Source organism: Synechococcus sp. WH 8109 (genome assembly GCF_000161795.2).
Classification (GTDB): Bacteria; Cyanobacteriota; Cyanobacteriia; order PCC-6307; family Cyanobiaceae; genus Parasynechococcus.
The window spans coordinates 1,642,671-1,655,398 of sequence record NZ_CP006882.1; the positions used below are offsets into that span (position 1 = coordinate 1,642,671).

At 61.4% G+C, this 12,728-nt stretch carries 18 protein-coding genes; 6 read left to right on the forward strand and 12 right to left on the reverse strand.

Annotated elements, in window-relative coordinates; all coding sequences use genetic code 11:
• Positions 1-38: 38 nt before the first annotated feature.
• Positions 39-368 carry a DUF1825 family protein gene (locus Syncc8109_RS08905; protein WP_006850947.1) on the reverse strand — a complete coding sequence of 110 codons (330 nt, stop codon included), beginning with the start codon at positions 366-368 and terminating at the stop codon, positions 39-41.
• Between the two features lie 201 nt (positions 369-569).
• On the opposite strand from Syncc8109_RS08905, the gene Syncc8109_RS08910 reads away from it, so the two are divergent.
• The 5 genes from Syncc8109_RS08910 (at position 570) to Syncc8109_RS08930 (ending at position 4,272) form a co-directional block, all read left to right on the forward strand.
• Positions 570-1,277 carry a response regulator transcription factor gene (locus Syncc8109_RS08910; RefSeq protein WP_006849933.1) on the forward strand — a complete coding sequence of 236 codons (708 nt, stop codon included), beginning with the start codon at positions 570-572 and terminating at the stop codon, positions 1,275-1,277.
• A gap of 95 nt (positions 1,278-1,372) precedes the next feature.
• Positions 1,373-1,942 (forward strand): hypothetical protein, encoded by a 570-nt coding sequence (locus Syncc8109_RS08915; protein ID WP_025362483.1) that lies wholly within the window; start codon positions 1,373-1,375, stop codon positions 1,940-1,942.
• Positions 1,942-2,514, forward strand: coding sequence for a hypothetical protein (locus Syncc8109_RS08920; protein WP_006851844.1), 573 nt, complete (start codon positions 1,942-1,944; stop codon positions 2,512-2,514). Before Syncc8109_RS08915 ends, Syncc8109_RS08920 begins: the two co-directional genes overlap by 1 nt.
• Before the next feature lie 55 nt (positions 2,515-2,569).
• On the forward strand, positions 2,570-4,039 hold the full coding sequence (locus Syncc8109_RS08925; RefSeq protein WP_006849611.1) for a leucyl aminopeptidase: 1,470 nt from the start codon (positions 2,570-2,572) through the stop codon (positions 4,037-4,039).
• Positions 4,036-4,272: a hypothetical protein gene (locus tag Syncc8109_RS08930; protein WP_025362484.1), complete on the forward strand. Its 237-nt coding sequence runs from the start codon at positions 4,036-4,038 to the stop codon at positions 4,270-4,272. The genes Syncc8109_RS08925 and Syncc8109_RS08930 overlap by 4 nt, the downstream gene beginning before the upstream one ends.
• Positions 4,273-4,305: 33 nt before the next feature.
• Here the strand turns inward: Syncc8109_RS08930 and Syncc8109_RS12950 are convergent, their stop codons facing one another.
• The 5 genes from Syncc8109_RS12950 to Syncc8109_RS08940 form a co-directional block, all read right to left on the reverse strand.
• Positions 4,306-4,488, reverse strand: a complete 183-nt coding sequence (locus tag Syncc8109_RS12950) for a hypothetical protein (RefSeq protein WP_071823079.1) — start codon at positions 4,486-4,488, stop codon at positions 4,306-4,308.
• Between the two features lie 223 nt (positions 4,489-4,711).
• Complete coding sequence (locus Syncc8109_RS12670) at positions 4,712-4,879, reverse strand: hypothetical protein (RefSeq protein ID WP_006851045.1); 168 nt, start codon at positions 4,877-4,879, stop codon at positions 4,712-4,714.
• Between the two features lie 224 nt (positions 4,880-5,103).
• Entirely contained in the window at positions 5,104-5,256 is a 153-nt protein-coding gene (locus tag Syncc8109_RS12675) for a hypothetical protein (RefSeq protein WP_006851498.1), read from the reverse strand.
• Between the two features lie 124 nt (positions 5,257-5,380).
• Positions 5,381-5,548, reverse strand: a complete 168-nt coding sequence (locus Syncc8109_RS08935; RefSeq protein ID WP_071823111.1) for a DUF4278 domain-containing protein — start codon at positions 5,546-5,548, stop codon at positions 5,381-5,383.
• A gap of 173 nt (positions 5,549-5,721) precedes the next feature.
• A complete protein-coding gene (locus Syncc8109_RS08940) occupies positions 5,722-6,012 on the reverse strand; it encodes a DUF3104 domain-containing protein (protein ID WP_006852087.1) in 291 nt (96 codons plus the stop codon).
• 230 nt (positions 6,013-6,242) lie between these two features.
• Here Syncc8109_RS08940 and Syncc8109_RS12680 point away from each other — a divergent pair, with 230 nt between their 5' ends.
• Positions 6,243-6,395 carry a hypothetical protein gene (locus Syncc8109_RS12680; protein ID WP_006851677.1) on the forward strand — a complete coding sequence of 51 codons (153 nt, stop codon included), beginning with the start codon at positions 6,243-6,245 and terminating at the stop codon, positions 6,393-6,395.
• Positions 6,396-6,605: 210 nt separating this feature from the next.
• Here Syncc8109_RS12680 and msrA read toward each other — a convergent pair whose 3' ends face one another.
• Genes msrA through Syncc8109_RS08970 form a run of 6 tightly spaced genes read right to left on the reverse strand, consistent with a single transcriptional unit; the run spans position 6,606 to position 12,720 of the window.
• Positions 6,606-7,229, reverse strand: coding sequence for a peptide-methionine (S)-S-oxide reductase MsrA (gene msrA / locus Syncc8109_RS08945; RefSeq protein ID WP_006851114.1), 624 nt, complete (start codon positions 7,227-7,229; stop codon positions 6,606-6,608).
• On the reverse strand, positions 7,226-8,407 hold the full coding sequence (gene lpxB / locus Syncc8109_RS08950; RefSeq protein WP_006850890.1) for a lipid-A-disaccharide synthase: 1,182 nt from the start codon (positions 8,405-8,407) through the stop codon (positions 7,226-7,228). Before lpxB ends, msrA begins: the two co-directional genes overlap by 4 nt.
• Positions 8,407-9,231 (reverse strand): acyl-ACP--UDP-N-acetylglucosamine O-acyltransferase, encoded by an 825-nt coding sequence (gene lpxA, locus Syncc8109_RS08955; RefSeq protein ID WP_006850332.1) that lies wholly within the window; start codon positions 9,229-9,231, stop codon positions 8,407-8,409. Before lpxA ends, lpxB begins: the two co-directional genes overlap by 1 nt.
• 5 nt (positions 9,232-9,236) lie before the next feature.
• Positions 9,237-9,692: a 3-hydroxyacyl-ACP dehydratase FabZ gene (fabZ, locus tag Syncc8109_RS08960; RefSeq protein WP_006849828.1), complete on the reverse strand. Its 456-nt coding sequence runs from the start codon at positions 9,690-9,692 to the stop codon at positions 9,237-9,239.
• Positions 9,689-10,516, reverse strand: a complete 828-nt coding sequence (gene lpxC, locus Syncc8109_RS08965; RefSeq protein WP_006851857.1) for a UDP-3-O-acyl-N-acetylglucosamine deacetylase — start codon at positions 10,514-10,516, stop codon at positions 9,689-9,691. The genes fabZ and lpxC overlap by 4 nt, the downstream gene beginning before the upstream one ends.
• The gene (locus Syncc8109_RS08970; RefSeq protein ID WP_006850546.1) at positions 10,516-12,720 is read right to left on the reverse strand and encodes an outer membrane protein assembly factor; all 2,205 of its coding nucleotides are present in this window, start codon (positions 12,718-12,720) and stop codon (positions 10,516-10,518) included. Before Syncc8109_RS08970 ends, lpxC begins: the two co-directional genes overlap by 1 nt.
• Between the last annotated feature and the right edge of the window lie 8 nt (positions 12,721-12,728).

A 12,728-nucleotide genomic window follows, 5' to 3' on the forward strand; every position in this document is an offset into this window, starting at 1 on the left:
CTGGCGATCGTACGAGTCTTGGCTCAGCTCGAGGTGGTTCAGCTGGAGGGCGGCTGATCAATCTGCGCCTTCATCCGCTCGAGGGTGGAGTTCATCTGGTCGAACATCTGCTCGGGGGTGATGCCGAACTGGTTGAGCTGGGTGCGCAGCTGCTCCACCGTGAGCTTGGCCTGGAAATCCTCCGAGAGTTCAAAGCGCTTCATGAACACCCTGTAGCGGCCCATCAGCTCTTCCATTGTCTCGATGAACTTCTTCTTGCCCTCCCGGTCGAACTTGCCGTACTCACTGCCCAGCTGCATCAGCTGCTGGTAATCGCTGAACAGGCGCTTGGCTTCGTCCTGAACGATGTCGGAATCGAAGAAGGTCATCGTCGACGTCGAGCATTGCTTCGGCAAAGTCTGCCAAGGATTCGCCAGTGGCAACGGGGGTGATCGCCGCACCTTTGATGACCTTTCACGGAAAGGTTTTGTACGGTCTTGCTGACCCGCACCACCCTCTGGTGGCATCCGAATTCATGGTGAGATTCGGGCCGCCTCCAGGATGTGGACTTCACCGCTCAGCTCGGCACGATGCGTGAGCTTCCCCGGCGCCATCGGCCCCTGTTGGAGGGGTGCCACATCGTGGTGGCCTCCGCCGATCGCGTCTTGATCAGCGGCCTGGTGCACAGCCTTGATGGCATCGGCTCCCTAGTGGGAGCCGCCAGCACTGAAACAGAAGCACTCGCCTGCCTTCGCAACACAGCAGCTGATCTACTGATCTGCAGCGACCAGCTCGAGCGCGGCACCGGCCCCTCCCTGGTGGCGGCCGCTAAGGCCCAGCAGCCCTCCCTGCGCTGCCTGATGTTGATTCAGCGCCCGTTGCTCAGCACAATTCACGCCGCGGCCAAGGCGCAATGCGAAGGGCTCTGCAGCCATGAACGCATCGGTAGCGGAGGCCTGCTCAGCGTTCTGCGCGCCATGGAGAGCGATGGCAGCCACATGGATCCGGTGATTGCCGGCGTGGCCAACCACGACCGCGGATCCAGAGGCGCCGCCCATCCCCTCAGCGACGTGCTGAGCCTGCGTGAAGAGGACGTGCTGCGCGGGCTCTGCAAGGGCCTCAGCAATCAGGAGATTGCCGATCAGCTGCACCTCTCGATTGAAACCACCAGGCACTGCGTCACGGGGCTGCTGCGCAAACTCGATGCCAAAAGCCGCACCCAGGCGGCGCTGATCGCCTTTCAGCGCAACCTTGTGGATCCACCGCTGCCGATTCCCCGCTGGACCCGCTCAGCCTGAAGGAATCCGCTCGGTGCCACAACAACCAGATGTGCAAGTTGCGCTGACGCAGCCCCTGCACCCTCGTTAAGGTCAGCCCATCTCTGCTGAGCAGCATGCCCCGCAGCCACTGGTTGGATCCCCTGGCCAGGAGGGTGCTGCAAGCCACCGGGCAGCTGCCAGCACCACCCCGACCGGCCCCAGAGCAGCCTTTACCAACCGTGCCCGAGCCGCCGGGTTGGATGATGGATGTCAACCGGGCCAGCCGCGATCAGTGGCTGCAACTGCCCGGCTGCAGCCAGGACACAGCCGATCTGCTGGTGCGGCTGCAGCGGGGTGGGGTGCAATTCGCCAGTCCCGATGATCTGTTCCGGCTGCTGGAGCTGCCGAACGATCTGGCCAGGCTCTGGACACCCCATCTCCTCTTCCAGTGGCACGGCGATGCCCCACCGCAGCCGCAGGCCGCTCCCCTCGACCTCAACAACGCCAGCTCCGATCAGCTGGCGCTGCTTGGCTGGCCGGACCAACGGCTGACCAACCTGATGCGCGAGCGCCGACGCGCCACTTTCAAAGATCTGGCCGATCTGCAGGAGCGGCTTTGCCTGCCTGCCAGCAGCGTGGAAGCCCTGATCGGCAGGGTGAGTTTCGGCAGCCGCCGCGCCGGGCCCAGCCTGCCGCTGCCCTGATGCAGGGGGATCTGTTCTCCACCGGTGCGCTGGCCTTCAGCAACGGGCCCGACCTGCCCCTGCAACGGGAGCAGCTGCTCGCCTGGCAACAGCGACTGCATGCCCATCAGGCGCCGCTGTTCCGGGGAGAGAGCGCTGATGCGGCCCAGGGGGATCTGTTCGGTGCCAGCTCCGATGACGCCGCTGCGGCCATCGATCCACTGGCCTTGACCCCCCTGGCGATGAGTTTCTGGCGCTGGCCGGAACCGTCCCACCGCGGAGCAGCGATTTATCTGGTGATAGACAAACCAGCGCAGCTGGAGCAGCCACTTCTGCTCTATGTGGGCGAAACCCTGGCCGCCGAGCGCCGCTGGAAAGGTGATCACGACTGCAAGGCCTACCTCGCCGCCTATGGGGAAGCCCTGCAGCGTTGTGAGCTGAGCGCCCAGCTGAGCATCCGCTTCAGCTGCGATGTGCCCCGAGCCACCCTCGCCCGGCGGGCCCTGGAACAACAGCTGATCCAACGCTGGTGGCCGCCGTTCAACAAGGAAACCCGCCAGCGCTGGGCCACCCCCTTCACCGCAGAGCTCTAGGGCCAAACCCATCACGTGGGATCGCTACGCTCATCCTCTGTTGATGCGTCCACCCATGCGCTTCTCCCTGTCCTCCGCCGGTTTACAGGAGTGGAACGGCGATGTGCTGGCGGTGGGGCTGCCCCAGGACGATGTCGAGGCCACGGCAACGGCCCTGGAACAACGTTTTGCCGGCATCACCGATTCCCTCAAGCAGCAGAAGTTCAAAGGCAAGCCTGGGGACCAACTGGTGATCACGCCCCTGGGCGGGTGCCCGCAGCGCCTGGTGGTGCTGGGCATGGGCGAGAGCGATGGGATAGACGCCGAGCGCCTGCGCGGCGCCACCGCTCGGGCTGCCAAGGCCGCCATCGGCTGTGAAGGCAGCCTCGGCCTGCAACTGCCCTGGGCTGGAACCGATGCCACAGAAGCCGCCCGCATCTGTGCAGAAGCCGTCCGGCTCTGCCTCTACAAAGACCAGCGCTTCCGCAAGGAGCCGGACCCGCGCCGAATCCCCGCGGCCCTGGAGCTGATTGACCTCGACCCTGCCGCCGCCGCCGGTTTTAAGGCCGTTAATGCCACCTGCGCCGGAGTGGAACTGGCCCGGGAGCTGGTGGCAGCCCCTCCGAACGTGGTCACCCCAGCTGCCCTCGCCGACACGGCCGCTGGCATCGCCAAGGACCATGACCTTGAGCTCAAGGTGCTCGAGCGCAGCGACTGCGAAGCCAAGGGCATGGGGGCCTTCCTGGCGGTGAGCCAGGGCTCAGATCTACCCCCCAAGTTCATCCACCTGATCTATCGCCCCGAGGGCGAGGTGAAACGCCGCGTTGCCCTGGTGGGCAAAGGCCTCACCTTCGATTCCGGCGGGTACAACCTCAAGGTGGGCGCCGCCCAGATCGACATGATGAAGTTCGACATGGGCGGTAGTGCCGCTGTGATCGGTGCCATGCGCAGCATCGCCGAACTCAAGCCGGCCGGCGTTGAGGTGCACATGGTGGTGGCCTCCTGCGAAAACATGGTGAACGGCTCCGCCGTCCACCCCGGCGACATCGTCACGGCCGCCAACGGCATGACGATTGAGATCAACAACACCGACGCCGAAGGTCGCCTCACCCTCGCCGATGCCCTGCTCTACGCCTGTGAGCAGAAGCCTGATGCCGTGGTGGATCTGGCCACCCTCACCGGAGCCTGCGTCATTGCCCTGGGGGATGAGATGGCCGGGCTGTGGTCCAACAATGAAGATCTGGCTGAAGCCCTCGACGCCGCTGCTCAGACGGGCGGTGAAGGCCTCTGGCGCATGCCACTGCGGCAGTCCTACAGGGATGGATTGAAGTCGTTGCTGGCCGACATGAAGAACACCGGCCCGCGACCCGGCGGTTCGATCACAGCGGCTCTGTTCCTCAAGGAGTTCGTGGCCAAAGACACCGCGTGGGCCCACATCGACATCGCTGGCCCGGTCTGGAGTGACAAGGGCAAAGGCGTCAATCCCGCTGGTGCCACCGGCTACGGCGTGCGCACTCTGGTGAACTGGGTGCTGGCCCAGTCATGAGCCGCTCCCCGGTGCGCTGGTACGTCAAGGCCCAGCTGGGGGTGCTGCTGCTCCCGGTGGGCCTCTGCCTGTTCGGCGAGGCAATGAGCCGCAAGGTAGTTCAGATGCTGGGCAAGGACGCAGGCCCCTGGTTCTGGTATGGAACCCTCAGCCTGATCTGCATCAACGCCGGCATCGGCCTGATGATCGACAGCGGGCTGACCCGAGGCTTTCCTGGGCGACGTCAGGACTGATCGGGGCGCGCCTGCTCAGTACGAGGCAGCCCGTCAGGAGGCAATCGCCTGCAGTTCGAGGGAGCGATCTGGAGTTTCAAGTGCATGAATCTGCCACCGTGCTCGCTCGGAGCAGGTTGCCAATACCCTATCTAGATCATCCGATGCGTGCTTCGGCGACGCGTAGGGACCGATATGACGGGTACCAAGACCATCCTTAATGGTCAGCAGATACATACAACCCTCCTCTCACCGAATGATGGTAAGCATTAGCAAAAGCTTCGTCGATGGCCGGAAACCCGTCTGTTCACTGAGAACTTGCTGAATCAATCAGGTTGCCGCGCTTAATCTTTTCAACAGGTTGGGTATTGGTTTCTTAAGGAATTCGACCAGATTTGATCAAGTAACGGCCGGCGAGATCCCCTGGAGCGATAAGGGGTATCGCTCCATTTCATCGGGCTCAGTTGGCTTCAGTGACAGCCGCTGGAGCAGCAGACCTGCCAGACATCTCACGCAGAGAGCTAGCAGCGCAGAGGGTCGCTAGAGCGATCGCGACCAGGGCGGCGCTGTTGATCAGCTTGAGCGCGACGGGCAGATGGGTGTTGACCATCTCGCGGACGTTTGCCATGAAAAAAGTTCATAGTGAACATATTCATAGTGCGGCCCCTGTCAACGCAGCGAGGCTGCCCACAGAGCCCGGCCCCTTTTTCTTGACTCCCTCAAACCAGAACCATTCAGTCGTGATGGCGACGACCAGCCGCAGGAGCCCAGGCAATCCTGCGGGGGCTTCTTTCGGTAAAGGGGGATGCGTCGAACGCGGGGGCGCCTAGGGAACACCCCCCTTTTTTGGCATCAAGCCACAAGAAAAAGGGCGATGTTGAGAATCGCCAGCCCCACCAAGAACACCGCCGCCAACAACGCTGCTTCGGGGAAGAACTTGGCAATCACAAAACCCACCCCAAGAAACACCGAGGAGATCACGATGGCGGTGAGGTCCGATCCCATCGGCGAATGCTGACTGGCTCGCCCACAGGATGCCTGGATCTCCCTTGGACCGTGGCTTGCTATCCGGTTGCCCAACAAAAAACCCCTGCCAAGGGCAGGGGTAGGAGCCAACAGAGGCTTCGGGCTACTTGGTATACGTGACGCCCCGGTAGGTGAGGGTGCGGCGGCTTTCGCCCATGAGTTCCTGGCGGCAGGTGTTGTAATGCTCGCGGCGGTAGGTCAATTCAATGCAGGCCTTGGCAGTGGCTGGAGCTGCTGCGTAGGTGTGGCCTCGATAGAGAAGTGCAGTCATTGGATGTTCCTCGAAGAAATCCAAGTCCCCGTTCCATGGCTTGGAGCATCTGCGCCCCCTCAAGAGGGAGTGAACGTTTTGTAGCAACCGCTACAAACTACTTATAGGACAGCCGTCAAGCCAACACCATTCGCGCAAATACACACAGCCCCTTGATCAACGCCCCCACTCGATCAACACCCCGAAGAAACAGGCGCACTGGCGGGCCACCCATCCATCGACCAGATCACATCCGAGACCGCGTCGGCATTGATCCATTTGATGACGCCCGTATCCACATCGGCTACCTGGAACAGAGACGGAAGCCTGGGGTGGCGAGCACTTCCCTCACAGAAGAGCACCTGCCCCATCCACCAATCCTCTTGATCGAGCTGGTCTCCAGCGACGATCACAAAGTGCCCTGGGCGGACGTGGAGAAAGGGAGGATCCGCCTTCACCGCGAGATCACCGAGATCAACCGACATGAGCCGCCCATGAATAAGTACACCTGTACTCATAGCCATGGCGATACGGGTTTGGCAAGCCAAAATCGCGCTGGCGCTTAAGCGCGGACGTGTTGCCAGACACTGACGTAAGCACTTTTGCTCCCTGGACCTTGACCCGTGGGCGTCTAAGTTTCACCAGTCTTCAGATCCGTAGGCCCCCTTTCGATCGCACAAGGCCCTGAGCCAGCCGCCGTCGAGAACGCCAATCGATGACTGACCGCACCCTCAGCATTTCCGATGCCCTGCGCGAAGCGCAGCTGCAGCGCCTGGAAGCCTCCCTGGCCTGCAAATCAGCATCCAAGCCTCACGCAACAACACAGCCAGCAAAAGACAAGAACAAGGACGCCAAAGCAAGCGACTGATCGCAACAGTCCCCACGCATTCCTTGCTCAGATCGACATATTTAGGAGCATCCAGCAAGTGCCTGAGTCCTCTAGTGCTGTGCTGTGGAGTCGCTGCTCTCGATCCTGTTGGCTGTCGCCCTCGCGTGAGCTATCACGCGGGTAATCATCTGGCTGAGCGACCGTGCGCGCATCGGGGGCGCTCTGCAGAGGAATGAGGCTGCACCAGATTTAGTTCACCCAGGCGTTACCTGAGCGCGCGTTGTCGCCCCAGACGCTGTCGAGCTTGCGGTCACGACCGCAGCTGAACCGGTAGAAGTTGTATTTGACGGCGTTGTTCTCCGCGTAGTTCTGGTGGTAACCCTCGGCAGGCCAAAAGCGAGTCGCCTGCGTGAGCTCCACCTTCAATACAGACCGTGGTTGTCCGATCTCACGGGCCGCTGCCGACGCACTGGCCTCAGCCGCCTGAGCCTGGGCGTCATCAGCCGTGAAGATCACCGGCCGGTAGGAATCGCCTCGATCGCAGAACTGGCCGCCGCCATCGAGGGGATCCACATTGCGCCAGTAGCTGCGCAGCAGCTCCGAGTAGCTGATCTGATCCGGGTCAAAACGGACCTGCACCGCTTCCTGATGACCAGTCGTCTCACTGCTCACCTGCCGGTAGGTGGGGCGCTCTAGCTGCCCGCCGCTGTAGCCACTCACGGCATCACGCACCCCGGGCAGATGTTCCAGGTCGTGCTCCAAACACCAGAAACAGCCACCGGCGAAGACCGCCGTCTGAAGCTCAGCCATGGCGCGCTGGGGACAGCTGAGCAACATCAGGCAGGTAAAAAGCAGCAGCAAGGTTCGTTTCATCCGATCACCTGATCAAAGATGGCCTTGGCCGCCCGCTCGGTGACCCCAGGAGCACCCAGGGTGGTCCGCAGCCGCGCGTACCCCTCCAACATGTCGTGGCGCTCCGGTGTAGCGGTTAACAGGGGAAGCGCCCTCTCCACCAGGGCTTCGGCCGTGAGTTCGTCCTGCAGTAGCTCCGGCACCAACCGCTGCTTGAGCAACAGATTCACCGGCGAAATGTGATCCACCTGGAAGCGCAGCACGTGGCGGGCAATCCAGGCCGTCAGTCGGCTCACGCGGTACCCCACCACCTGGGGGACCCCCTGCAGGGCCAGCTCCAGATTCACCGTGCCGGACTTGCCCAAGGCGAGATCCGCTGCCGCACAGAGGGTGGTCTTAAGCCCATCCGCTTCAGCAGCGGGAATCACCCGGCCATGGCGCACGCCGGCCGCCTGGAGCGCTGCATCCAGGGGCGCTTCGAACTCCGCAAGCCCAGCAGGTAGGAGCACCTGAAGATCAGGATGGCTTTGCTGCAACAGGGCCGCCGCCTGGGCCAACGGTGGCATCAGGTAGCGCAACTCTTGGGTCCGCGAGGCCGGCAGCAACAACAGCACTGGGGCATCAGGGTCCAGACCCAGTTGAAGACGGGAGCTGGCGCGATCGGGCAGGTTCTGGAAGCTATCCAAGAGGGGATGGCCCACCCAGCTCACATCCGCACCTCTGGCTCCATAGAACTCGGCCTCAGCAGGGAAAACCGCCAGTACCTTGTCGGTGAATTCGATCAATCGAGTGCTGCTGCCATCGCCGAAGCGCCAAGCCCACTCCTGGGGAGCGATGTAATACGTGATCGGCAGCTTGGGCTGCTTCCGCCGCAGCCTTGTGCCCAAGCGCACATTGGCCCCGACATAGTCGATCAGCACCACCCCATCAAGGCGCTGTTCCTCCAACAGCGCATCTACTCGGGCCTGCAGCCGCAGCGTGGGAAGAATCAACGGAGCGGCCTCCCACAGACCGATGGCCCCCATCGGCGCGGTGTCGGCGATCAACACCGCGCCCGCCTCCTCCATGCGCGGACCTCCCAAAGCCAGCACCTCCAGCTCAAGCCCCCGTTGTTCCGCCTCCAACCGCAAGGCGCGAATCAACAGGCTGCCCTGCAGATCACCGGAGACCTCCCCGGTGCTGATCAGCAGCCGAACCATCAGCGGCCCTGCACTGGCATCGGACCCCGTCGGCCCTGACCGGTGGAGGCTTCAAGGAACTGGCAGAAGTGCTCAGCCGCCGGCAGCAAGGGCTGGCTGCGGGCCCGCTGAAGCGCATCAGCAATTACCAGGTCAGAGCGATACATCAGAGTCCAAATCTCCTGGAGCTGCTTGAGTTCAGCACCATCGTGGTTCGAAGCCAGGCCACTGCGCCTCAGGCCCACGCGGTTCAACCCCCGTACCCTGCCCGGATGGCCTTCCACCAGGCAGTAGGGGGGAACATCCCGGTCGACGCGGGTCATCCCGCCCACCATCGCCATTCCACCTATGTGAACAAACTGGTGAATGCCCAGACAGCCACCCACCACCGCACGGTCTTCGATCACCACGTGGCCCGCCACCTGAATGGCATTTGACATCACGATGTTGTTGCCGAGATCGCAGTTGTGGCCCAGATGGCAATAAGCCATCAGCAGGTTTCCGTTGCCGATGCGGGTCAACTCGCCCTCTTCGGTGGCGCGGTTGATCGTCACGCATTCCCGCAGCGTATTTCCATCACCGATCAACACCTCGGTATTGGCACCGCGGTACTTGAGATCCTGCGGCGGAAGACCAAGGCAGGCGTTCGGGTACACCTTGTTGTCACGGCCCAAGGTCAGCCGACCATCCAAGACGGCATGGGGACCGATCCAGGTGTTCTCACCGATCACTACCTCAGGCCCTACCACCGCACCCGGGCCGATCACCACGCCGGAGGCCAGCTCGGCCTTCGGGTCCACCACCGCAGTGGGGTGGATCTGCTGTAACGCCGTTTGCTGAGACATCCCGCTCAGTCCACCAGCGAGAACATCAATTCCCCGGTGCAGGCCAGATCGCCGTCCACCGTGGCCTCCGCCTTGACCTTGCCGAAGCGTTTGCGCTTTAGGCCGAGCAGTTCACAGCGGATCACCAGCTGATCTCCAGGAACCACAGGCCTTCTGAAGCGTACCCCGTCAATCCCGGCAAAAACGAACAGTCCCTTGGGCAGATCGGGCATCTGGGTGACGATCAGACCACCCACCTGCGCCATCGCCTCGACAATCAGCACCCCTGGCATCAGCGGACGCTCGGGGAAATGCCCCTGAAACTGGGGCTCGTTCATGGTCACGTTCTTGATCGCCGTGGCCGAAACACCGGGCTCATGGGCGATAACCCGATCCACCAGAGCAAAGGGATAACGGTGCGGGAGCAAACCGGCGATCTGCTCGCTGGTGAGCACGACGTCAGGGGTGGTGGATTCAGTCACAAAGCGGCTGCGAGATCAGTGTGAAGACCATGGGATCCCTTGTACACAAGAACCTGTGCCTGGGGAAAACCGACGAGGGCCAGGTCGCCGATTAAGTCCAAGAGCTTATGGCGCACCGGCTCATCCTCGAACCGCAGCGGCGGATTCATCCACTGATCACCGTCACAGACAAGGGCATTGTCCAGGGCTCCGCCCTGGATCAATCCGGCAGCGCGCAGCTGCTCCACCTGCTCCCGGAAACCAAAAGTGCGTGCTGGAGCGATCTCATCGACAAAGCGTTGGGGCGAGAGTTCCAAAGCGAACTGCTGTCGCCCGATGGCCGCCTGCGGGAAATCGATGATGCCCACAATGCCAAATCGATCGGACGGGGTGGCGGTGATCACACTGTTGCCACGTGTGCGCAGCAGGGGTTGCTCCAGCCGCGGTGCAGACGGCCGTGGGGTGGCCGCCGGCACCAACCCAGCGGCTTCGATGGCTTCTACCCAGCCCAAGGCGGAGCCATCGAGCAGCGGAACTTCATGGCCATTGAGGCCTATCTCCACATGGCTGAGCCCACAACCGGCCAGGGCCGCCAGCAGATGTTCAACGGTGGCCACCTTGCTGGAACCCAAATCCAAGGTTGTGCACAACGGGCTGTCACGGACTTGATCCGGCCGAAGCTGGATCGGCTGCTCCATCCCGGGCAAACGCATGTGGAAACCCGGCAGTTCCGTCGGCCGAAGCTCAACATGGGCCTCAGCTCCACTGTGGAGACCGACGCCAGAGCGTGATGTTTCCGCCGCCAATGTCCAAGCAGCGGAGTAGTCCTGAGGCCAGATGGTCACTAGAACTTCCAGCCCACGCCCAGATTGAAGCGATAGTCGGATGAAAAGTCTTTGGTGGCCACCTCCAAGCGGATTGGGCCGACAGGGGTGGTCACGATCACCCCTGTACCAACAGAGACACCAGAACCGTCCTTATCCAGAAGCAGACCGGGCTTGCCAGGAACATCTTTCTGGGTGCCGAAATCAGTACCGGCATCCATGAACACCTCACCGGAGATAATGCTTATCAGCGGGAAGCGGTACTCGAGGGTGAGTTCGCTGAAGGCCTTCGAAACCGCAAGATCACAGTCGTACCAACCACGAATCGAGTTAGATCCGCCCATGCAGAACGCCTCGTAAGAAGGCGCTTCACCCATAAGCACTCCGCCCTTGATCTGCACACCGATGGCTTGGGGGCAATCAGCCTGTTCGCCGGGCTTTTGACGGCAGCCCTTATGAAGCTTGAGCCAGTCCACAGGGAAGAACTGGGTGTAACTCGCCCGCAACCGGTTAAAGGTGGGAGAGTTGCTATTGATTCCCACGAATTGCTCAGTTCCTGCTGAGAAAAACCGCCCGGCGGTGGGGTTGCGGGGATTGTTGAGCGTGTTGTAGGTGGTAGCAAAACGAGTCCCAATGAGGGTGTTGCTATCTGCGCAGTTATACGAAACGCAAATAATTTCATCTTTGCCGACCTCACCATTCCCTTCACTGCGCTTTTTGGAGGAAACGGCGTAGGACCTTGAATCACCTGCAAAGTTGATTGGCCGCACTTCAGCAAAAGACATGCCAGCCACAACATTCCACTTAGCGTCTTTGTACGGATCACCACCGTTCAAAGGACGGGAGAAGGAGAAACTGCCGCCAGTCTTGCGCAGGACCACCGTGTCACCCTCGTAATCAAACCAACTGCGGTTCGGATAAGCGGCTTGCGCCAAATTCACATCATCAGGAGCTGCAACACCTGCCGTGAAGTTGTAAACATTGCCTATTTCATAAGCAAAATTGGAGCCGTTATTGGCATATTCCTCTGCCGTACGGATGTTGCCATTCTCTTCGCTCTGGAAGACCTGAGGCACCTGCTGGCTCAAAAAGAGAGACGTGCGGAAACTCGTGCGGTGCTTATCGCCATAGATCCAGGGGTCCGAGAAGTTGAGGTTGGCGAGTCCGCCGTATTGCCCGTAGGTGATGTTGGTGCCCAAATTCCAAGCTCTTCCAAGGAGGTTGGTCTCCTGTAATTGCACCTGACCGAACACACCCTGACTCTGGCTGTAGCCAAGGCCTCCGGAAAGCTGGCCGGTGGACTGCTCAACGATGCCCAGCACGATCACCACGTCGCCGGGTTCTTCGGGCACAGGCCTCAAAGTGACCTTCACATCACTGAACAGCTGGGTTGTATACAACCGTTTGATGTCCCGCTCCAGCTGGTTGCGGTTGAACGGATCACCAGGCTGAATCGAAACCTCTCGGGTGATCACCCACTCCCTAGTTTTGCCGCGTATGGGGTTGCCGTTCTCATCGGTGTCATCACCATCTTGGGTGAGGAATTTCACCTCAATGCCAGACACACTCCCTTGGAGCAGCTTCAACGTGACCACACCCTGTTGGCTGACCCGTTCCGGACCGGACACCCGCGCCAGGGAATAGCCCAGACCGGCTACTGAGGCCTGCAGGGCCTTCATCCGCTGCTGCAGATCGTTGAGATTGAGCGTACGGCCGTAATCGGAGGCAAACGTCTCCTCAATCAGCTCATCGGAGAGAAGATTCTCCTCATCACCGTTGATCTCCACGGCACTCAGCGGAGGGAAGGGCTGCACCTGAACAACCACTTGAACCCCGAGCGGTCCGTTCTGAGGAACGATCCGCACATCCGAGAACCAACCCGTGGCCTGAATGCCATTCAGATCGTTCTGCAGCTCCTCACGGTTCACACGCATCCCCGGACGCACCCGCATGGCGTCGTAGGTGGAGATTTGAAGACGTTCCTCTTCCGGGTGGCCCTCGATACCCTCAATCAGCACCTCGGAGATCAGCACCCGGGGCTGTTCCACCAGGGCGTCTTCACCAACAGTGGGAGCCACAACGACCTCTTTACTCTCAGCAGCTTGGTTCTCAGGCATGGCCTCCTGAGCCATGACAGGTGGAGCCACTAAGGGGATTCCCAGTATCAGACCCAGAACCGTGCGACGAACGGCAACCGAGGAGCGGCGGGTCGAACGACGGGTCATCGAGACGG